The 21,604-nt window shown below is 71.7% G+C and carries 12 protein-coding genes and 1 pseudogene (1 of these 13 cut by a window edge); 4 read left to right on the top strand and 9 right to left on the bottom strand.

The genetic code is table 11. The features are described from left to right. From MSPGM_RS06645 to MSPGM_RS06620, 6 genes are all read right to left on the bottom strand, one after another. Positions 1-1,917 carry the 5' portion of a hypothetical protein gene (locus tag MSPGM_RS06645; RefSeq protein WP_003606867.1) on the bottom strand. It extends 147 nt beyond the left edge of the window, so the window shows 1,917 of its 2,064 coding nt (coding positions 1-1,917); the start codon lies at positions 1,915-1,917; its stop codon lies off the left edge, out of view. Continuing rightward, positions 1,902-3,215 (bottom strand): glycosyl hydrolase family 8, encoded by a 1,314-nt coding sequence (locus tag MSPGM_RS06640; protein ID WP_043765929.1) that lies wholly within the window; start codon positions 3,213-3,215, stop codon positions 1,902-1,904. The genes MSPGM_RS06645 and MSPGM_RS06640 overlap by 16 nt, the downstream gene beginning before the upstream one ends. Beyond that, positions 3,215-5,860 (bottom strand): cellulose biosynthesis cyclic di-GMP-binding regulatory protein BcsB, encoded by a 2,646-nt coding sequence (locus tag MSPGM_RS06635; protein ID WP_012752360.1) that lies wholly within the window; start codon positions 5,858-5,860, stop codon positions 3,215-3,217. Before MSPGM_RS06635 ends, MSPGM_RS06640 begins: the two co-directional genes overlap by 1 nt. After that, positions 5,857-8,361: a UDP-forming cellulose synthase catalytic subunit gene (gene bcsA / locus MSPGM_RS06630; protein WP_003606499.1), complete on the bottom strand. Its 2,505-nt coding sequence runs from the start codon at positions 8,359-8,361 to the stop codon at positions 5,857-5,859. Before bcsA ends, MSPGM_RS06635 begins: the two co-directional genes overlap by 4 nt. Before the next feature lie 328 nt (positions 8,362-8,689). Then, complete coding sequence (bcsS, locus tag MSPGM_RS06625) at positions 8,690-9,502, bottom strand: cellulose biosynthesis protein BcsS (RefSeq protein WP_003606498.1); 813 nt, start codon at positions 9,500-9,502, stop codon at positions 8,690-8,692. Positions 9,503-9,634: 132 nt separating this feature from the next. Continuing rightward, positions 9,635-12,061, bottom strand: coding sequence for a response regulator (locus MSPGM_RS06620; RefSeq protein WP_012752358.1), 2,427 nt, complete (start codon positions 12,059-12,061; stop codon positions 9,635-9,637). A gap of 517 nt (positions 12,062-12,578) precedes the next feature. Between MSPGM_RS06620 and MSPGM_RS06615 the strand changes: the two genes are divergently transcribed. Both MSPGM_RS06615 and MSPGM_RS06610 read left to right on the top strand, forming a co-directional pair. Continuing rightward, positions 12,579-14,162, top strand: coding sequence for an amidase (locus MSPGM_RS06615; RefSeq protein WP_043765927.1), 1,584 nt, complete (start codon positions 12,579-12,581; stop codon positions 14,160-14,162). Between the two features lie 166 nt (positions 14,163-14,328). Further along, positions 14,329-15,081 carry a DeoR/GlpR family DNA-binding transcription regulator gene (locus MSPGM_RS06610; RefSeq protein WP_003606080.1) on the top strand — a complete coding sequence of 251 codons (753 nt, stop codon included), beginning with the start codon at positions 14,329-14,331 and terminating at the stop codon, positions 15,079-15,081. Positions 15,082-15,117: 36 nt separating this feature from the next. Here the strand turns inward: MSPGM_RS06610 and cydX are convergent, their stop codons facing one another. The 3 genes from cydX to MSPGM_RS06595 all read right to left on the bottom strand — a co-directional run bounded on the left by cydX (position 15,118) and on the right by MSPGM_RS06595 (position 18,126). Next, a complete protein-coding gene (gene cydX / locus MSPGM_RS06605) occupies positions 15,118-15,249 on the bottom strand; it encodes a cytochrome bd-I oxidase subunit CydX (protein WP_003606082.1) in 132 nt (43 codons plus the stop codon). Positions 15,250-15,318: 69 nt separating this feature from the next. Then, positions 15,319-16,473 (bottom strand): cytochrome d ubiquinol oxidase subunit II, encoded by a 1,155-nt coding sequence (gene cydB, locus MSPGM_RS06600; protein ID WP_003606083.1) that lies wholly within the window; start codon positions 16,471-16,473, stop codon positions 15,319-15,321. Positions 16,474-16,536: 63 nt separating this feature from the next. Beyond that, a complete protein-coding gene (locus tag MSPGM_RS06595) occupies positions 16,537-18,126 on the bottom strand; it encodes a cytochrome ubiquinol oxidase subunit I (protein WP_003606085.1) in 1,590 nt (529 codons plus the stop codon). Between the two features lie 99 nt (positions 18,127-18,225). Here MSPGM_RS06595 and MSPGM_RS06590 point away from each other — a divergent pair, with 99 nt between their 5' ends. Together MSPGM_RS06590 and MSPGM_RS06585 are read left to right on the top strand one after the other, a co-directional pair. Next, positions 18,226-19,866 carry an ATP-binding cassette domain-containing protein gene (locus MSPGM_RS06590; protein ID WP_012752356.1) on the top strand — a complete coding sequence of 547 codons (1,641 nt, stop codon included), beginning with the start codon at positions 18,226-18,228 and terminating at the stop codon, positions 19,864-19,866. After that, positions 19,866-21,490, top strand: a pseudogene (locus tag MSPGM_RS06585) (ATP-binding cassette domain-containing protein). Before MSPGM_RS06590 ends, MSPGM_RS06585 begins: the two are co-directional and overlap by 1 nt. The last annotated feature ends 114 nt before the right edge of the window (positions 21,491-21,604 follow it).

Genomic DNA, 21,604 nt, shown 5'->3' with positions numbered 1-21,604 from the left:
CTCCGGCTTGTCGAGGCCGTTATAGCCCGGCAACAGGGCAAAGCCGTAGCGCTCGTAGGGCATGGCGCCGGCGCCGTTGACGCGCCGCGCCACCAGGGGCGGCCGCGCGGTCACGGGCTCGCGGGCGTAGCTGCCGGGCGCGACCGGCTCGGTGAGCGCTCGCTGCAGTGAGGCCGGCGGGTAGCGCAGGGGATTGTCGAGGGGCACGCTCAGCGGAAACTCGTTGCGCTGGACCGCCGCCGGCACCGTTCCGGTCTGGGCGCCGATCGTGGCCGCGTCCGGCCGGGGTACGCGGCCGTAGGAGGGAGCGTCGGGTTTCGGCTCGGGTCGCGTTTCCGCCCGCGCGGGCGACCGCGGCGGCTGCGGGGCGGCACAGGGCAGCGGCGGCCCGCCGGTATCCTCGCGGAACAGCATGTCGACGACCTTCGGGAACAGCCCGTCGTAGCGGTTCACCGTTTCGAGATAGGGGCGCTGGCGCTTCAGCCGTTGCAGCGTCAGGGCGTAGCCGAACACCGTGGTCTCGCTCGGCATCCAGGCGACGGCGCGCTGAAACCATTCGAGCGCCGTGTCGAACTGGCAGGAATTGTAGGCGTACCACGCCAGACCCTGCGCACCTTCGCCGGAGGCGGAGGCGATCACGACCTTGGCGTAGCGCTCGATCCGCGCGGGCTCGATGAAGGGCGGGTTGGCCAGCGTCAGCTTGCGTTCGAGCACGTCGATGAACAGCAGCTCGTTGCCGACGAAGCGGTCGCGCCAGGCATAGGCGACCTCTTCCGCCTCGCGCAGCATGTTCAGTTCGCGCAGGGTGTGGGCGAGGCCGTGGGCGACCATGGCGTCGCCGCCGCGGCCGATGGCGAGCTTGAACCATTCCAGCGCCTCGCGGAACTGGCGCCGCTTGTAGGCGTACCAGCCGAGCAGGCCGGTCTGGCTCGGGTCTCCGCTCTTGCGGGCATAGGTCTGGAAGGCGGTGAGGTCGGCCAGGGTCGGCGTCTGGGCCGGCTCGTCGTGCAGGAAGGCGGCGATGCGGGCGCGGGTGATGTCGAGGCGGATCGCGTCGAATTCCGAAGCGCCCTCCGGGTTGGAGCGCCCCATGGCGATGAGCCGCTCGGCCTGATCCATCTTGAGATGGCTCATCGCCTTCTGGATCGTGGCGAGCCGCGCGCCCGCATCGGCAGGACCATCGAGGACCGACTTGTAGAGATCGAAGGCGTCCTCGCCCGCCCCCGTCGTGGCGAGCGCGTCGGCGATGATCCAGAGACTTTCGAGGTCCGTCGTGTCGAGGGCGCTGGAATCGGCGCGGTAGAGGGCGACCACCTCGTCGGCATTCCGGCCCGGTCCGCTCTTCTCCGCGGTGGCCTTGATGCTGGCGCGGAACTCCGCCCGGCGGAGCTTGCGCGCGAGTTCGTCCGAGGGCTGCCAATTCGGTTCGAGCGAGCGGCGCGCGGCGATGGCTGCACGCAGATCCTGGAAGCGTCCGGCGGTGAACAGATCCCACAGCGGCGCTTCTTCGGGCGGGCTCGGTTGCAGGGTGTCGAGATCACCCGGCTCGGTCCAGCCGGGATAGAGCCGCTTCAGCCGCGCGATCTCGGCCTTCATCCGAGCGGTCTGCTTCTGCGAGGCGTAGTAGCGTAGCGCGCTCTCATCGACCATGCCGGGCGTGACCCCGGTCTCGGGATCGACCACGATCGCGGGCGCACGGGCGCCGTCGCCGTAGATGAGGCGTGTGGACGACTCCGGTGCCGCGCTGACCTGGGCCATGGCAGGCGCCGCACTGGCGAGCAGGAGCGCGCCGAGGAGCGCGCCCGATGGCGCGGCCATCGCGAACGGCCGGGATGTCAGGCCCTGGCGCGGTCTCTTCCGCCGGGCCGCCGGGCCTTTCGGCGCAGGCCGCGGCGGGGGCGTCAGGATTTCACGCATGACGGATACCGCATCCGGGCGGCGATCAGCGAGAGGAGTTGGAGGGTGGCGGGATAGTAGTTCTGATTGTCCTGCACCGTCCTTAAGGCTTCCGGAAAGGGTGTTCCGTCCGCGGCGCAGGCGGTGATCGCGGAGATCGCCATATAGCCCGGCTCGCTCAGCCACTCGACCGGCTGCCCGTCGCGGGTGTCGACGATCGGCAGGCGCTCGCGCTCGATCCCGCCCCAGAGCGTCTTGAACGGCGCGTAATCCTCCGGCCGCCCGACGCCGGCCCAGGCGAGATAGAGCGGCACCCGGACCGCGTTGTAGGAGAATAGCGGCGGGAAGCCGTCGGCGGGGCGTAAGCTGTCCTTGGCCGAGATCCACTCGGTCGGCAGGCTGCTCGGCCCGAAGCGGGACTGGCGCAGGAAATCGACGCCGCTGCGGATCAGTGAGGCCCAATCGTATTCCGGGGCGACGATCGGCAGCCGCTGGAAGGCGGGGAAGACCCAGTAGGACAGGTTGATGAGCGGGCCGTCGGCGCGCTCGCGGGCCGAGAAGCCGGAGACGGCCGGCAGCAGGACGGGTCCGTGCGGGTCCTTGAACAGGATGGTCTTGCGGCCGAACTCGACCGCGATGCGGCGCGCGGCGGTGCGGTAGGACGGCTCGCCCCAGGCCTCTGCTGCCTCGGTGAGCGCCCAGGCGACCAGGATGTCGCCGTCGGTGGCGTTATTCATGTCGGAGACCGCCGGGCGGTGGTCGGGCGCCCAGCGCCATGCCAGCAATTCGTCGGAGCGCACCATGAGGTTGGCGCGGGTCCAGCCCCAGATCCGCTCGAAGGTGGGTCGGTCGCCGGCCGCGACCGCGAGCAGCATGCCGTAGCCCTGGCCCTCGCTGTGGCTGATCAGGCCGTTGGCGGTATCGACGATCCGGCCCTGCTCGGTGATGAACCGCGACCGGTAGGCACGCCACGCCGCGTCGTCGCCCAGGGTGTTGGCGAGCAGCGGTCCGGAATCGGTCCGCGCCGACGTCTCGGCGCGCGGCGGGCCCGGCAGGGCCGTGGCGGGGGGCACCGTGGTGGCCTCCGTCTGCTGGGGCGCGGGCTGGGGCGCGGGCTGAGGCACTTGGGACGACGTCTCCGGGGAGGCCGGCTGTGGGGATGCCGGCTGCGGGGTCGTCTGTGCCGCGGCGGATCCGGCCGCCGCGAGGGCGAGCGCCGAGGCAACCGCCCATCCGATGATACGCGGGGCGGTTAAGCCGGGGCGGCGGCAAGGGCGGCAAGGGCGGCACGTGCGGCGCGGGGTGCGGGGGGGCCGCATCAGGAATTCCTTCGACCGAGTTGGCGCACGAGGCCCGTGGTGGCGAGGCCGAGGCACAGAGCCATGAACAGGGTCATGCCGACATAGTAGCCGGGATTGAGGGAGAGCCAGGCCGCCGAGACGAGCCGGAAGTTCGCGAGCGACCACGAGCGGGTCTCGATCAGCGCGACGCGATCGGGCTGGACGGTGGTGAGGGTGCCGTCCGAGGCATCGAGGAAAGCGGCGCGCCCGACGAGGCGGGTCCAGACCACGGGATCGACGAGGCAGGACACCGAGGCCTTGAGCATTGACGGGTTCGGCGCGGTAACGAGCACGGTGGTCTCGCCGAGGCGGGTGCCGCCGCTGTCCTCGGCGATGATCAGCGAGGCGCGGGGATTGACCGGCACGTCTGCCGCCGGCGCCTCGATCAGGCCGGTCACGCCGCTGCGCAGCCGCAGCGCCCCGTTCGCGAGCCGGGTCCAGCCCTCCCGCAGGACGCTGGGCACGAAGGCCGCGCCCGACATCGTCTGGTCCCAGCGGGCCACGAGTTCCTCGTCGGTCTCCGGGGCCGCCGGCCGCGGCGGGCTTCGCGGTGCGGGCGGCGTTGCAGCGGGGGCGGCCGTGGACGCCGCCGGGGGTGCCGCGGCCACGCTGACCGGCACCGCGGCGGGCGGCAGGGCGCAGCGCATGGGCAGGTTGCGGCGCAGCCGGTCGAGGGTCAGCACGCCCTCGGGGCCGAACTGACCCGGTGTCGCCACCGTCTCGGCGCGCCCGCCCCAGATGCGGCGGATCTCTTCGGGATCGAGCCCGACCTCCTGGATCGTCACCGGATTGAGGGCGCGGGCGGGCGCCACCACCAGCTTGGCGCTGCTCTCGGTGCCGCCGGCATCGGGCACGAGTTCGAAATCGATGACGCGCTTGGCGGCGATGGCGAGGCGGGCGGCCAGCGTCGCGGCGGCATCCGCCGTCTCGCGGTCCGCGACCGGCAGCACGAGGCGCGGGCGCGGGCCCGGCGCGGTGAAGGGGACGGCCCCCGCTTTGACCGCCGCGAGATCGGGGCTGCGCACGGCCCGGGCCAGGGACGGGATTTCGAGGCGGGTGCGGTCGAGGAAGAGGAAGCGCGGCTGCCGCGCCGCGGGCGAGAGGGTGTCACAGACCTTGTCCGCCGCGTTGGGCAACTGCGCGCTGATCTCGACGCTGTTCAAGCCCGGCCGCCACAGGCTCAAGGGGAGAGGGATTGCCTGATCGTCGAACACCTCGCCGCGGGCGTAGGGCAGCGGCACGCTCGCGGCGTTGCGGCCGTTGATGTCGACGACGATCTGGGCGCTCGAATCGAGCCCGGCCGCGTAGCCGCCGGCCAGGTGCAGCATGGCCTTGCCGTAGTCGGCGGGCACGAAATCGGGCGGAAAGCGCAGCTCGATCCGGGTGCGCAGCAGGCGCCCATTGAACTCCCGGCTGGTGACGCCGAGGCGCTGCAATTCAAGCCGCTCGCCGCCCTGCACTTCGTAGCCCCGGATCAGGGGTGCGAGCGCCGTGCCCGGCCCGCTGCCGCCGGCATCGCCGGCCGCGGCGAGTTGGGCGGTCGCCGCCCGCACGTCGTCGGGGCCAAGGCCGGTCACGACAAGCGTCGGCGCGCGGCTGCCCCGTGGTGGCAAGAGGGCGAGCCGCGGCCCGGTGATCGGCCCGAGATCCTCGACGCCGTCCGTGCCGCGGATCTCGGCAGCGGTTCCCACCAGCAGGTTGACGCCGCTGCGGCCGGCGAGCGGCGGCCCGAAGCTGACCGCGGGCCGGGCGAGCCGGCTCACGACGGCAAGCGCCTGCACGGCGCCGATCATCCGCTCCAGGCGCGGCAGGGTCGGCTTCTCGTTGAGCAGCACGCCCATGGGGAGGGCGCCGCTCTCGTCGGGTTCGAGGGCGGCCAGCGATTTCAAGTCGAGGTCGGCGGCCGGCGCGATCACCAGCCCGGAGCGCGAGGGGTCGATCTGGGTCCAGAGCTCGTAGGTCGCCTCGATCGCGCAATCGACCCGGTGGCGCTGGCTCGCCGTCAGGGTCACGGCGTTGTAGCCGGCTTTGAGGACGCCGTCGGGAATCGCGAATTCCACAACCTTGACGGCGCCGGGGGCCTGAATCCGGGTCCAGCCGACCTTGGTGCCGTTGACGAGGCCCGTGAGTTCCGAGCCTTCCGGCGCCACCGAGATCGCCGAGAGGTAGGAGACGCGCAGCCGTGCCGCGCCCCGCGCCTGCCCCTCGGTGAGGTAGACCGGGTATTGCAGCACGTCCTCCTCGCCCGAAAGGCGGAAGCCGCGGGTGCCAGCGGGCAGGCGGCGGGCCGGGGCGATGGTCGCCTGGATCTGCGGACGGCGTCCGCCGTCGGCGCTGTCGGGGGCCGAGGGGCGGCCTTGCGCTGTCGGCGCCGGGGGGGCGGATGACGTGGGCGCGCGCCCAGGGGCTTGAGCCGGCGCCGGGCTCTGCTTTCGCAGGGCGTCTCCGGTCGGCGGCACCGTCAGGCGCTCGGCCGGACCGGTCCCGAGGAAGCTCTGCGCGTGAGCCGGCACCCCACCCATGAGCGCGCAGACGAGCGCGACGGCCAGGGCTGGCGCCCGGGCAGCCCGGCGCGCGGGTCCGAGGCCGGCTCGTGAAAGAGGCCGCACCGCCATCGCGCTCATGCCGTGCCGGTGCCGCGGCCGGTCCGACCGGCGAGCGCGCGCTCGTTCTCGTAATCGAGCATCATGCGCACCCAATCGTTCGAGGCGCGGGCAGGGGGGGTGGTTGAGGGGTTGGCCGGAGGGTTGGCAGAGATGTTGGCCGGGGACTGAGCCGCCGGGATTGGGCTCCGCGCCTCGGCCGGCACAGGCGCCCTCGGCGCCTGCGGGGAGGGCTGGAACGCGTGAGCCGGCACCGCTGGCGCAAGCAGCGGCTCGGGCAGGTTCGCCCCGGTCGGCGCCTGTTCCGGCGCATCGTAGATCGGCGAGGTGCCGTCGATCAGCGGCGCCACCGCCGGCCGCGCATCGGCGGCGAAGGCGTAGCGCACGGCGCGGAACGGCTCGGACAGACCCCACCAGATGAATTGCAGCGTGCCGGTCAGGATGTCCTTGTGGCGGCGGCGGCGCATCTGGAAGCGGCGCATCGCCTCCGCGTCGCCGTACATCAGGCCGGCGAGCGCCACGTAATCCTGCGGGCGCAGGCGGCCGAAGCTCAGGCGGGCGAAGGCCTCGTCCTTGGTGCGGTCGATCCGCTCCAGGGTCACCGGCAGGGCGCCGGCCGGGCGCGCGCCCGCCACCGGGACGACGGTGAGCGCGCCGGTCAGCTTGCGGTGTCCGCCCCCCGTCGGCAGCAGGGCGGCGGGCAGGCGAACCGTGCAGGCTTCGGCCGAGACGCGCTCGATCGACACGTCGATGGCCCGGCCGCCCAGCGTGATCTGGCCGCGCCGGTTGATGGCGAGCGAGGGCGTCCGCTCCAGCTGCCGGCGCTCGGCACAGACCCCGAGCGCCGCGCCCGCGGTCAGCAGGTTGAAGAAGTTCCACAGCCCGACCACCAGCATCAGGTTGGTCACGCCCGGCTCGAACAGGTAGCGCCACGTCGCCACCGCGCAGCCCGCCGCCAGCAGCCCGTAGACGGCGAAGAACGGGAGCGAGGCCGACGAGAGATGGTCGTGGTCGAGGCTGATGCCCTTGTCGGTGACGTTGAAGGTCGGCTTTCGCGGCGACCAGATCACCGAGACGATGGCCTTCGACAGATAGAGGCCCTGGACGTATTCGTAGAGTTCCGAGACGAAGGGCCAGCGGAACTTGCCGTAGACGTAGTTCTGCATCATCAGGTTGATGACGATGTAGGTTGCCGTATAGGCAATCGATTCATCGACGCTGGCAACGAAAATCTTCAGGTCGAAGAAGATGTGCAGCAGCGGCGCGAACATGAAGATCAGCCGCGGCACGGGGAAGAACCAGAACGTCATGCTCGAGAGGTAGGCGATCTTCTGGATCGGCTTGAGCCCCTTCTGCAAAGCGGGGTTCTTCAGCAGCAGGATCTGGAACATGCCCTGGCACCAGCGCGAGCGCTGGCCGATGAAGGCCGAGAGCGTCTCGGGTTGGAGGCCGGCGATCAGGGGCTTGTCGACATAGGCGCTGGTCCAGCCGCGGGAATGCAGCTCGAACGCGGTCTCGCAATCCTCGGTGATGGTGATGCCGGAGAAGCCCCCGGCCTCGTCGAGGGCGGTGCGACGCAGCAGGGCGGCGGAGCCGCAGAAGAACGAGCCGTTCCACTTGTCGAGCCCGCGCTGCGTCACCGCGTAGAACATCTCGTTCTCCGACGGCATCCGCTCGAAGGTCTTCAGGTTCCGCTCGATCGGATCGGGGTTGAGGAAGGCGTGCGGGGTCTGGACGAGGAACAGCTTCGGGTCTTCGGCGAAGTAGCCGACCGTCTCGCTCAAGAACGAGCGGAACGGAACGTGGTCGGCATCGAGCACGACGACGATCTCGCCGCTGGCGAAGGCCAGCCCGTTGTTGAGGTTGCCCGCCTTGGCGTGCTCGTTGCGGGCGCGGGTGAGGTAGCGGCAGCCAAGTTCCTCAGCCAACGTCGTCAGCTCCCGCCGCCGGTCGCGGGCGGCCTTGGCCTTCTCCGGGTTGGGGTCGGCGCATTTCTGGTCCGACCCGCCGTCGTCGAGAAGCCAGACCGTGAGTTTGTCGGGCGGGTAGTTCATCTGGCGCGCGGCCGCCAACGTCATCGCCAGGATGGCGGCGTCCTCGTTGTAGCTCGGCACGAACACGTCGACCGTGGGCAGCTCGGCCGCGCGCGCGACAGGCGGCGGGGCCCGCTTGAGCGGGTCGGCGTTGATGATCAGGCTCACGAACAGGATGAAGACGCAGTACAATTCGCCCACGAGCAGCAGCAGGCCGAAGCCGAAGCTGACCGGATCGCCGGGGGAGGGCAGCGTATCGGTGACCCGCCACAGAATGTAGCGGAGCACCACGAGGCTCCCGAGCGCCAGGAACACGAAGCGGGTGCGCGGCCCGTCGAGGAACAGCCACAGCACGATCATCGCCGCCATGGCGGCGAGACTCATGGCGAGCTGGTTCTGCGTCCCGACCGGTTGGCTCAGCAGGATGAGGCCGGCAACCGTCGTCCCCATCCAGGCCAGCCACCGCAGCGCACGTATCACACTCGCCACCCCTGCCTCGTGGACGGATCCATCATTAAAATACGACGATTTCCGGATGCGTTCACGACGCCGCCGTCCCGCTCTGCGAACAAGGTTGATTTTGCGATGCAGAGCGTAGCGTCATCCGTAGAAAATGTCCGAAGATTCGGCAGGAATTTCGCGGAAATGACATGCGATGGCGAGGAATGTCTTCCTGATATGAGGGCCATTCTTCGCTTGGAACAGCAGTACTTTGCCGTGAGACGCGGAGACAAGGCGGCGGATTGTCCGCATTGATCCAAGCGCTTGACTTCGGCCGCCGCCGCGAGCGGCGGCCTGCTCGCCGTCGGAATGCGCTCTAAAAGTTCGCGCGCGCCTCGATGCTGGAATAGTAGCCCGTGCCCTGGACGCGGTCCCGCACGTAGCCCGCCGCGAGCGACATCTGGACGGGGCCGAAGCTCAAACCCGAGAGATGGGCGCCGACGCGGTACTGGCGGAAGAAGTCGTCGCCGAGGAACAGCGCCTCCGGGCCGATATAGACGCCGTCGGCGACCATGTAGCCGACGCGGAAACGGGAATAGTAGGCGTTGAACTTGGTCGAGTAGGAGCCGTAGGCCGAGACCATGGTCCGGTCGGTCGGCGTTGCGTAGAAGTTGCCGGCGACCTTCAGGCCCACTCCCGTTCCGACGACCGGGTTGCCGGGGTCGGGGATCGAGAGCTGGTTGCTGCGGACGTTGAAGCCGACATAGCCGGCGAGTGCCGCCTCCCGCCAGATCCACTCGTAGCCGGTGAGCAGCGAGCCCTCCTGCTGGTAGCCGGTGACGCGGGCGCCGACGCCTTGTCCGGGATAGGAGTAGGTGCCGGCCACGGCCTCGACGCGCACGCGCGCGCCGCTCACCGTCGGCGGGCTGCCGAGTGCCGTCGTCACGGTGACGGAGCCGAAGGCCGAGGAATTGGAGGTGATGCTGGTCGAGCCATCGACGGCCACCGCCCAGCTGTCGTCCACCGCCTGCGCCTGCGCGCCGGTGTACCAATCGACGCTGGCCGCCGCGGGGGCCGGTGCCGGCAGGTCGGCGGCTCGGGCCGGGGCGGCGAACACGGCCGCACACCCGCAGACAAGAATACAGAGATTCCCGGGAGCCCGTTGATGGTTGCGAGAAACCACAGCCATTCGATCCTCGGATACGCACACGCTACGCACCGATTTATCAGGGTCCAGGGTTAACAAGAGCCTCCCCGAATCCAGGAAAGCCTGATTCATCTCGGCCGAGATCTTGTCAGGCGTTCATGATGCCAGGCGGATTCAGGCCGCTCGGGCCTGCGGGGCCGCCGCGCTCAGCACCGCCGCGAGGTCGTCGGGGCGGAACGGCTTGTCCAGCTGCAGGAACTGCCGCGCCGCGGCCGGCAGATGCCCGTGGGGGCTCGCCAGGATGATCCGGATGTCGGGATGACGCTCGACCACCGTCGCGGCGAGCTGGAGGCCGGTCATCACCGGCATCGACTGGTCGGCGATCATGGCGTCGTAATCCGCCCTCTCGTCGAGCAGCGCGAGGGCGTGCTCGCCCGAGGCGGCCTGAACCACGTCGTGGCCGAGATCGGCCAGCGCCTCAGCGAGGCTCGCCCGGACGAGGCTGTCGCTCTCCACCAGGAGGATGCGCAGGGTAGAGTACCAGAGGGCCGGCTGCTCCGGCGGCCGCTCGGCGGCCCGCAGCCAGATCTCGGCGACGAAGGCGTCTTCGCCGGTCCCGTCGGAGACGGGGCGCCAGCCGGCGCCGATCTCTTCGAGGAGCCGGGCCACCGTCTCCAGCGAGCCCGGGCAGGGTGTCCGCGCCATCCGGCCGGGCTCGTGCTGTCCGCTCGCGACGAGGAGGCGCACGTAAGCGCCCGGCGGCAGGCCGAAGCCCGTCCCGGTCTCGGTCACCTCCTCGGCGGCCCCCACCGCGAAGCCGTGCAGCCCGTGATCGCGGAAGTGGAAGGCGAGGTTGAGCAGGACGAGTTCGAGGATCCGCTCGGCGCACAGCACCTTCGGCAGGTCGCCGGGAACGCGGTTGATCACTGGCACGTCGCGCAGCACGTTGGCCCCCATGAAGGCGAGGGCGGCCTCGACGCTCGTGCCGACGTCGCACTCGGCCAAAGCCTCGCTCTCGCCGCGCACGAGCCCGAGCATCCGCCGGGTCAGCGCCGCCCCACGCGTGGCGCCCGCGAGCGCCGCATCGACGAGGCGTGCCGGCTCGGGGTTCAGGCCGTGGCGCCGGCGCACGGTCGCGAGGTTGGCGTGCACGATCGTAAGCACGTCGTTGAAGTCGTGGACGATGCCGTCGGTCACGCGGCGCAGGATCGCGTTGCGCCGCTGCTCGTTCAGGCCCGAGGGCGTCTCCGAGACGCCGCCCTCGATCGCCCGGCTCAGGGCGTGGATGCGGCTGCCGTCGCCCGCCGCGCGCAGGAAGCGGACCAGCACCCGCCGCTCCGCTTCGGGAACGGGCTCGGCGCCGTCGGCGCGGGCGCGCAGCACCACGTCGTGCGGCCCGTCTGCCCGGCGCGCCGCGTCGAGGGTGAGGTCGAGGAGGGCGTGGTCCTCCGGCTCGAACCATTCGGCGAGATCGGACAGGTCGGTGGCGTGGTCCGAGGCCGTCGCCGTGCCGGTCCGGTCGGAATCCGACCAGACGACCTGGCGCGTCTCCGGGTCGATCTCCCAGCAGGTCCAGCCGGACATCGCCTCGAAGGTCTGAAGCCGGCCCTTGATCCGGTCGAGGCCGGTACCCGCCAGCGCCAGCGCCGCCTCGCGGCTCTGGGAGCGGCCGGCCACCGCCTCGCTCAGCGCCGCGATCTCGCGCACCGGGGAGGCTGCCGCCTCGTCCGGGCCGGCCTCGCCCTGGGCGAGGCGCTGCAGCGGCTGCGCGGCGCGGCCCCCCATGGCGTAGCCGAGCCCGGCGGCAGCACCCACCACGGCGAGCGCCAGCGCCAGGAGGCGCCCGTCGGGCCGCAGACCCGCCGCTACGCTCGGCGGCGCATAGGCGGTCACCACCCAGCCGGGAGAGCTGAGTTCACGCCCGCCCTGGACCGGCGCGGAGGCCGAGCGGTGCTCGCCCCAGGGCGCGGAGGCGGTGCCCGCGAGCAGCCGCCCGTCGGCGCCGCTCACGGTGAAGGCGACGGTTTCGGGCAGGTCGAGCGCTCGGCGCAAGCGGGGGCCGATCTCGAGAAAGGCAGGGCCGGCGCGAAGCTGGATCCGGTCGGAGCGTCCCGGCATCCCGAGGGAGAGGACGACGTCGAAGGGCGCCGTCTCATCCCCCTGGGTCGCGATGACGACCTCGGCGTTGCGGGCCCGCGCGAACCAGGGCTGCCGGGCGACGCTGCTGCCCGGCCGGCGCGGATCGGCGGCGGCGCGCACGCTGCCATCCGCACCGATCAGCGCCGCATCCCCGTAGCGCGGGTTGAGCGCGAGCCAGTCCCGCAGCAGGGCCGAGCGCTCGGCCTCACCCAGCGTCGGATCACCGGGGCGCAGCAGCAGCGCGACCGTGCGTGCATCCGCGACGCTGCCGTGCAGCTCCGCATCGACCGCGTCCGCGAAGGCGCGCGCGCCCGTCATCGCGGCACGCTGCGCGCCGTCCGCGGCGGGGCCGGCCCCGAGCATAGCGGTCCCGATCCAGGCGAGCCCGAGCGCCGCCGCCGCGATCAGGGCGAGCTGGGCCGCGTTCAGCACCTTGAGCGAGATCCGGACGGAATCCAGCATGCGGGGGCTCCGCCGGCACAGCTTGCCGGCCGCAGGAAACCGGGATTGGTCGTCCTGCCCTCTAGACGAGGCCGCGAAGCGCTTAAGGGCCGGTTAATGCTGGCGGCATCGCCGACTGGCCGAGAGCCGTATCCGACCGGATGCCATCAGGCCGGCGCCTGTAGGTCTTTGGTTTGACGGACCTTCTTTCGACGAACCGGTGACCACTTCGTCGGAATGCGCTCGAAGTGTCGTCCGGGAGTGCCTCGCCTGGCACGCAAGAAACACCGAAAGCTTTGCCGCGGGTCGGCACACCGGCAGCCTCCTCGAATCGGAGGCGATGTCGCCCGACCACCTTTCGAGGGTTTTGTGGTTTTTGTGGCATAGGCGTTGCTAGGACGTGTCCGCCGGTCGTGAGGGCCGGTGACGGCGAGCACGTGAGCCTCCGCGTTGCCCCCACGCGGAAGGCCCGCGTGAGCGATTCCAACGGGACGGAATCGGCCTCGCCGTCTTCAAGGATGCGGAGCGCGAGATCGAGATGAACGCAATGGCCCTTTCCGTCGCCGTCGCCCCCGAGATGACCGAGGATGCGCTGGCGGAGCGACTGATCGAGATGACGGTCGAGGATTGCCAGCGTGCCTTTGCCGAGGGCAGCGTCACCGCGGAGGCGCTGGCCGAAGCCTTCCTGGCGCGGATCGAGACCTACAACCCGCGCTACAAGGCGCTCATCGTGATGAATCCGCAGGCACTCGATGACGCCCGCGCCATCGATGCCCGCCGCGCGGCCGGCGAAGAGCTGGGGCCGCTCGCCGGGGTGCCCGTCGTCATCAAGGACACGATGGACATGGCCGGCCTGCCGAGCACCGGCGGCTGGCACTTCCTCAGCGCCGAGGCCGGCGGCGTCGACCTGATCCCGGCCACCGACGCGCCGGTGACGGCACGGATGCGCGAGGCCGGCTGCGTCATCCTCGGCAAGACCAACGTGCCGGTGCTCAGCCATACCGGCAGCCACGCCAACGATTCCTGGGCCGGCCCCACCCTCAACCCGGCGGCACCCGACCGCATCCCCGGCGGCTCCAGCGCCGGCACCGCCACGGCGGTGGCCGCCAGCCTCGCCATCCTCGGACTCGCCGAGGAGACCGGCGGCTCGATCCAGAACCCGGCCTCGGCGCAGGGCTTGGTCGGCATCAAGCCGAGCTTCGGTCTCGTGCCGAATGCCGGCGTGATGCCGCTGGCCGGCAGCACCCGCGATGTGGTCGGGCCGATCGCCCGCTGCGTGCGCGACGCCGCGCTCACCCTCGACGCGCTCGCCGGCTATTCCTCGGCCGACCCCAAAACCGTGGCCGGCATCGGCAAGCGCCCGGAAGCGGGCTACGCGGCGGGGCTCGATACGGGCGCGCTGGCGGGCAAGCGCCTCGGCCTCTACGGGCCCGGCTGGCGCGACCTGCCGCTCTCGGAGGAAGCGAGCGCCCTCTATGCACGTACGCAGAAGGAATTGGAGGCGGCCGGCGCCACCCTGGTGGCCGACCCCTTCGCCGGCACGGGCTTTGCCGCCATCGCCGAGCCGACGCCGGGCCTCGTCTACTTCGACGCCCGCGGTTTCGAATCCGCGCCCTACGACCTCCAGCTCTATCTGGAGCGGATGGGGCCGGACGTGGCGATCCGCAGCTTTGCCGCCTTTGCCGAAGCCACCAAGGCCGAGGACGCCTTCGCGCCCGGCGGCGTGCTGCACCCGATCACCAACCTGCCCGGGCTCGCTCCCTGCCTCGCCGACCCGGCGAGCCCGCCCGACCTCTCCGACTTCCTCGCCGCCCGCGAGGCCTATCTCGCTTTGTTCGACCGGGTGATGGCGGAGCACGGGCTCGACGCCCTGGTCTTCCCGCAGATGCGGGCCGAGCTGCCGCCGCTGCACGGCCCGGGCACGCTGCTCGAAACCACGGTCTGCGAGATCAACATCGCCGGCCTGCCGGGGGTGACGCTGCCGGCGGGCGCCTATGCCTCCGGCTCGCCGTTCAACCTGATCTTCGTCGGCCGGATGTGGAGCGAGGGTGACCTGCTCGCCTACGCCTACGCCTACGAGCAGGCGACGCATCACCGCCGCGCTCCGGCCCTCGACGCCTGATTTTTCGCAATCGGAACACAGGCCTGCCCGGCTCCCACGGGGTCGGGCAGGCTTGCTGTCTGCGCTTGCACCCTGTGGTTATCGTGCCCTGTGCACGTCGTGGAAATTGTGCGCGACCGTTCTGTGTCCGCGGCGCTATCCTGGTCTCAAAGGGGACAGGGCCGGGATGCTGACCGATCATCGCCACGAGGAAATTCTCTCGCAGCTCGCGCAGACGGGGCGCGTCGGCGTCACCAGCATCGCCGCCACCCTCGCGGTCTCCGACGAGACGATCCGGCGCGACCTGAAGATGCTGGAGGAGCGCGGGCTGCTGCGGCGCATCCACGGCGGCGCCGTGCGGCCGCGCCTCGATCAGGAGCGCCCGCTCACCGAGCGCAGCGGGCTCAACAGCCGCGAGAAGGGCCGCGTCGCCGCGCTCGCCGAGGGGCTGGTGGAGGACGGGATGTCGATCTTCATCGACACCGGCACCACCACGCTGGCCCTGGCCCGGCGGCTCACCACCCGCAAGCTCACGGTGACGACGAACTCGATCGACCTCGCGCTGCTGCTGGCCGACAGCCCGGCCCGGGTAAACCTGACGCCGGGCCGGCTACGCCCGAACGACAACGCGCTGGTCGGCTACGACACCGTGGACTACGCCCGGCGCCACTTCTTCGACCTCGCGATCATGGGCATCGCCGCCTGCGACCTCGCGCAGGGCTGGATGGACTACGAAGACCACGAATCCGTCCTGCGTCAGGCGCTGCGGGGCCAGACTCGGCGGGCGGTGCTGCTCGCCGATTCCCGCAAGTTCGGGCGCCAGGCCAACCTCCAGACCTTCGATCTGGCCGCGCCGCTCACCGTGGTGACCGACCGGCCGCCGCCCGAGCCCTTCGCCGAGCGCTTCAGCCGGCACGACATCGATCTGATCTGCGGGTGAGGCCGGTGGCTTGAAGACGGCGCCTCGATCATGGGTTCACGGCGTCGGCAGCGGCGGCGTGACCTCGGGCGGCGTCTCGCGCACGGCGCGCAGCTCGTACCAGAGGGCGTTGAGCACGCCGACCGCGGCGGCCAGTCCGAGGCCAAGGATCCAGGCGAAGTACCACATCGTCGTGCGTCCTGATGCGAGGGCAGGGGGCCAGGAAAGCCGGCCCCGGCGGCGCCGGGGCCGGGAGCGTCAGTAGGCGGCCGAGCCGGGGGCGGTGATGTCGCGATCCGAGACTTTGCCCCACAGCACCCGGTAGACCCAGGCGGTGTAGGCGAGGATGATCGGCAGGAAGATCACCGTCGCGATCAGCATGTTGCGCAGGGTCGCCCGGCTGGAGGAGGCGTCGAACACGGTCAGCGCGTGGCCCGGATGCGTGTTCGAGGGCAGGATGACCGGGAACATCGACAGGCCGACGGTGGCGATGATGCAGGCGATGCCGAGGCTGGAGGCGAGGAAAGTCAGCCCCTCGTGCCGAGCGCGGAAGCCCAAAGCCGCCAGCAGCGGGCCGACGATGCCGAGGAGCGGCACCAGGGCGAGCGCCGGATGGGCCCGAAAGTTGGCGAGCCACGCGCCGGCATCCGCCACGACCGCCTTGGTCAGCGGGTTGGACGGGCCGTCGCCAGGGAGCGGGCTCACCACCCGGTAGCCGCCGAAGGCGCCGGCCCAGATCAGGAGGCCGCCGAGGGTGAACAGGGCGGCGGTGGCGAGCGCGGCCTTGAGCCCGATGGCGCGGGCGCGCTCGGCCACCGCCCCCTCGGCCTTGAAGGCGAGCCACGCGGCGCCGTGCGCCACCAGCATCACCAGCGAGACGAGGCCGCAGAGCAGCGCCAGCGGGTTGAGCAGGCCCAGCAGGCTGCCCCCGTAGATCGGGCGAAGGTCGCCCGTGAAGTGGAAGGGCACGCCCTGAAGCACGTTGCCGACGGCGACGCCGAAGATCAGCGCCGGCACCGCGCCGCCGACGAACAAAGCCCAATCCCAGCGGGAGCGCCAAGCCGCGCTCGCCCGCTTGGAGCGGTACTTGAACGCCACCGGCCGCAGGATGAGGGCGAACAGCACGAGGAACATGGCGAGGTAGAAGCCGGAGAAGCTCAGCGCGTAGAGCGCCGGCCACGCGGCGAAGATCGCGCCGCCGCCGAGCACCAGCCAGACCTGGTTGCCTTCCCATGTGGCGGAGACGGTGTGGATCGCCACCCGGCGCTCGACATCGGTGCGGCCGACGAAGGGCAGCAGGGCGCCGACGCCGAGATCGAAGCCGTCGGTGACGGCAAAGCCGATCAGCAGCACGCCGAGCAGCACCCACCAGATCAGGCGTAAGCTTTCGTAGTCCGAGAGAAGGGCGAGCATGGAGGGGAACTCCTCGGGGAGGGGCCGGCGCGACGACGGGGTCGGCCGGCGAAGGGGGAGGGGCTATTCGGCGGCGACGAGGCCGGCGGCGTTCCGGTTCGCGCCGGCGCCGGGGAAGAGGGCGGCCGGGTCCTCGGCCAGGGTCTCGGGCCCCTTGGCGATGGCGCGCAGCATCAGCTGCACCTCGATCACCGCGAGCACGCCGTAGACGAGGGTGAAGCCGGCGATGGTGATGAGGAGCGAGGGGATGCCGAGTTCGGAGGTGGCGAGCGCGGTCGGCAGCACGCCCTCGATGATCCAGGGCTGGCGGCCGAACTCGGCGACGAACCAGCCGAACTCGATCGCGATCCAGGGCAGCGGCAGGGCGAAGAGCGCGGCCCGGAACAGCCAGCGCGGCGCCTCGGCCTCGCGGGCGGTGTACCAGAGCGCCGCCCCGAACAGGGCGATCAGCAGGAAGCCGCAGGCCACCATTGCCCGGAAGGTGAAGAACAGCGAGGGCACGTGCGGCACGGTGGACCACGCCGCCCGGTCGATATCCGCGTCTGTCGCCTTCAGCGGATCGCCGATCAGTGGCTTGAGGAGCTGCGCGTAGCCGAGATCCTGTTGCGTCCGGGCGAACTCGGTGCGGGCCGCTTCATCCGTGCGGTCGGCCTTGATCCGCTCCAGCGCGGCGTAGGCGACGAACCCGTTGCGGATGCGGTCCTTGGCGTGCCCGACCAGTTCGGTGATGCCGGGGATCTCGGTCGTCAGCGAGCGGGTGCCGATCAGGCCCATCGCATAGGGGATGTGGAGCGCGTAGCGGGTGGTGCGGTTCTCCAGATCCGGGACGCCGATCGCCGTGAAGGCGGCCGGAGCGGGCTCGGTGTGCCACATCGCCTCCATGGCGGCGAGCTTCATCTTCTGGTGGTCGGTGACGGCGTAGCCGCTCTCGTCGCCGAGCACGACGACGCTCAGCGCCGAGGCGAGGCCAAAGGCCGCCGCGATGGCAAAGGAGCGCTTGGCCAGTTCGAGATGCCGCCCGCGCAGGATGTAGAATGCCGAGACGCCGAGCACGAACACCGCGCCGCAGACATAGCCGGCCGAGACCGTGTGGACGAACTTCGCCTGCGCCACCGGATTGAAGATCACGGCGGCAAAGTCGGTCACCTCCATGCGCATCGTGTCGGGGTTGAACAGGGAGCCGACCGGGTTCTGCATCCAGCCGTTGGCGATTAGGATCCAGAGCGCGGAAAAGTTGGTGCCGAGCGCCATCAGCCACGTGACGACGCAGTGGGCGAGGGCCGAGAGCTTGTCCCAGCCGAAGAAGAACAGCCCGACGAAGGTCGCCTCGAGGAAGAAGGCCATCAGGCCCTCGATGGCGAGCGGGGCCCCGAACACGTCGCCGACATAGTGCGAGTAGTAGGCCCAGTTCATTCCGAACTGGAACTCCATGGTCAGGCCGGTGGCGACGCCCAGCGCGAAGTTGATCCCGAACAGGAGACCCCAGAACTTGGTCATGTCGCGCCAGATCTTGCGGCGCGTCATGACGTAGACCGTCTCCATCATGGCGACGAGGATCGAAAGTCCGAGCGTCAGCGGCACGAACAGAAAGTGGTACATCGCCGTCAGCGCGAATTGCAGGCGCGACAGATCGACGAGCAGCGGATCGGTCATGGGAGGCTCCTTGTCCGACGCTGCCTGTCGCGCCGCCGCGCTTGGCGATCCTTGACGCAGATCAAAGCCGCTTTCGCCGCCCCCGCCGCACAAGGCGGCATGACCCGACCATCCCCCCGCGCCCGATCCGGCCGCGCTGCCCTCGAGCCGGCGGCGCTCGCCCTCGCCCGCGGGGTGGCGCGGGCCGGCCTGTCGCGCCTCCACGGACTCCAGGTCCTGCGCTGCGTCGCGACGCTCGGGCAGGCCGTGGCGCTGGCGCGGCTCGCGGGCGCGCTGATCGAGACGGGCGGGCTCGACGGGCTCGCGCTCGGCCTTGCCGGGGCCTGCCTTCTCGCGGGCGCCGGGCTCGGGAGCCTGATCGAGACGCGAAGCGCCGCCCTGGAGGCGGAGGTCGCCGTCGCGCTGATCGATGCCGCCGAGGCGCGGCTTGCCGCGATGCCGGCCCGCGCCGCCGCCGACCTGCCGCGCGGGGCTGTGATCGCCGGATTGCAGCGGCATCCCGGCGCGCTCGCCCGCCTCGTCGTCGGCCACGCCGCGGCGCGGCGGATGATGGGGCTCGGGCCGGTGCTGACGGCGGGGGCGGTCGCCGTCGTCTCGTGGCAGGCGGCTCTGGCGCTGCTCCTCGCCACACCGGTGATGATCGTGTTCTTCGCCCTCGTCGGCGGCCTGATCCGCGACCGGGCCACGGCCCAGGAGGCGGCGCTCGGGCGCCTCGCCACCCAGTTCGCCGACCGGGTGCGGACGCTGCCGACGATCCTCGCCGCCTACGGCCTGCCGCGCGAGACGGCCAAGCTCGACCGGCGGCTCCAGGCCTATGCCGACGGCACCATGGGCGTGCTGGCGGTGGCCTTTCTGAACGCGGGCGTGCTCGACTTCTTCGCCTCGCTCGCCATCGCCATCCTGGCGGTGTTTCTCGGGCTCGGCCATCTCGGCCTCGCCGAGATTCCGGGTTTTGCGCATCTGGCGCTGTGGCAGAGCCTGCTGATCCTGCTGCTCGCCCCCGAATATTTTTTGCCGTTCCGCCGCTACGCCGAGCTCTACCATGCCAAGGCCGAGGGCGAGGCCGCCGCCGAGGCGCTCGCCTGGGTGTTTTCGGAAGAGGCCGAGACGAGGCCCGAACGCGGCGTGGTTCCGGCGGCGGGCGCCCGCGGCCTCGTCCTGCCCCATGCCGGGTCCGTCGCCGATTTCGATCTGCCGGAGACGGGGCTCGTCGCCGTGACCGGGCCGAGCGGGGCCGGCAAATCGACCCTGCTGCGGGTGCTCGCGAGTGTCGAAGCGCCGCTTGCCGGGGCTTTTCGCCTGCCCGGGCCGAACCTTCCGGCGACCTGGGTCTCCCTCGACACGCCGATCCCGGCCGGCACGCTCGCCGCCGCGATCGCGGATGGCACGACCGCGACGCCCGAGGCCGTGGCGGCGGCGGCCGCGTCGCTCGGCCTGAGCGACGATCCGCACTGGCCCGGTGGCCTCGACGCCGCGGTACTGGCGGGCGCCGAAAACCTCTCCGGCGGCCAGCGGGTCCGGGTCGCCGTCGCGCGCCTGCTGTTGCGGCCGGGCACCGCCTTTTGTGACGAGCCGACCGCCAAGCTCGATCCCGCCAACGCCGCGCGGGTGCGCCAAGCCCTGGCCTGCGCCGCCCGCACCCGCCTCGTCATCGTGGCGACCCACGATCCCGCGCTGGCGGCGCTCGCCGACCGGCGCATCGGCCTGAGGCCCACCCTTTCCGAGAGGCAGGCCGCGTGATGCGCACCCGCTCCGATACGACGCCCCCCGGTCCCGGCCGCGCCGAAACGTCCCAAGCTTGGACCCTCGCCTTCGCCCTCGCGGCTTTGGCGCTCGCGGCAAACCTCGCGCTCGCCGGCACCGCCGTGAGCTTCCTGGCGGCGGTGGCCCTGGCCGGCGCCGGGCCGGCGGCCTTCGCCTTCAACTTCCACCATCCCGCCGCGCTCGTGCGGCTGTTCGCGCTGCTGCGTACGGGCGCCCGCTACGGCGAGCGCATGGCGGGCCACCGCGCGGCGCTGAGCGATCAGATCCGCCGCCGCGCCGGCCTGTTCGCGGCCCTGGCGCGGGCGCCGGAGAGCCGCGGCGCCGGCTGGCAGCTCGGACGCCCGGAGCGGCTCGCCGACTTCATCGACGACGTGGCCGACATCGACTACGCCCGGCTGCGCGTCGGCTTTCCCCTCGCCATGACGAGCGCGGCGCTTGCCGGTCTCGTGCTCGCCACGGCCCTCGTGGCACCGCTCGCGCTCCTTCCCGCCGCAGTGCTCGCGCTGGCCGGTGGCCTAGTGGCCCGCCAGGCGCTGACGCGGCTCGCGGCCATTGAGGCGTGGGTCCGCCGCGCACGGCGCACCGCCGCGGCCGATCTCGGAGCGGCTTTGGCGGGCGCGGTGCCCTCGACGCCGAGGGGGGGCGCGGCGCGGCCTTGCGGATCGCCCTCGATCCCCTGCGCGATGCCGAACGCGAGGCCGCCTGCGGAAAGCGGGCGCTCGCCCGGCTCGAGGCCGTGCTGGCGCTGGCCGGTCCCGCCCTCGCCCTGGCCGTGCTGCTCGCGGCCTGGAGCGCGGGTGCCCGCAGTACCGGACTTCTGCCCGCCGCCTTCCTGGCCTTCACCTGGCTCGCCCTCGCGGAGCCGATCCTGTCCCTGCCGCGGGCGCTGCTCGGCTCCGTCCGCGCCCGTCTCGCCCGCCAATCCCTCGCGGTGGAGGATGGTAGCGCCGCGGAACCGGACCCCCGGCCCGGTCCGGCCCTTGGCGCCCTGACCCTGCACGGCCTGCGCTTGCGGGCGCCGGACGGGCGCGATCTCGGCCCGGCGCCGGAGCTGGCCATCGTGCCCGGCACACCGCTGACCCTCGTCGGCGCTAGCGGCTGCGGCAAGACCACCCTGCTGAAGGCGCTCGCCGGCTGGAGCGCGGAGCGGCCCGGCGAGACGATCCGGCTCGGCGGGACGGTGCGGCCGGCGGCGGAGCGGCGGGCGCTGACGCATCTGAGCCTGCACGATGCCGCGATCCTGTCCGATACCGTGCGCGAGAACCTGTTCGCGCCCGGCGCCTCCGACGCGGCTTTGTGGGCGGCGCTGGAAGCCGTCGAACTCGACGCCCGCATCCGCGCGGCCGGCGGCCTCGACGCCTGGATCGCCGAGGGCGGCCTTTCGCTGGGCGAAGCGCAGCGCCTCAACCTCGCCCGCGCTTGGCTGAGCCCGGCCCCCGTCCTCCTCCTCGACGAGCCGGCCGAGCATCTCGGCGACGATCAGGCCGCGCGCATCCTCGGGCGCCTGCTCGCGAACTGGCATGACCGCATCGTCGTGCTGACGAGCCACCGCCCGGATCTCAGGCTGCCCGGGCGCCGGGTCTCGCTCGGGCTGGATTGAGGCAAGCCCAAGCCGAACGCCGGGGTCCACCTTGACCTCCGCCGAGTCGCCGAGCGTCGGGCCGCGGCGAGGCTCTGTGCCGGCCGGTTTGCGCGGTCAGGCGCCGTCGAGGCA

It is taken from the genome of Methylorubrum sp. GM97 (assembly GCF_024347855.1).
GTDB classification, from domain to species: domain Bacteria; phylum Pseudomonadota; class Alphaproteobacteria; order Rhizobiales; family Beijerinckiaceae; genus Methylobacterium; species Methylobacterium extorquens.
The sequence above is the reverse complement of the archived record's forward strand: the minus strand, read 5'-3'. Positions and strand labels throughout refer to the sequence as shown.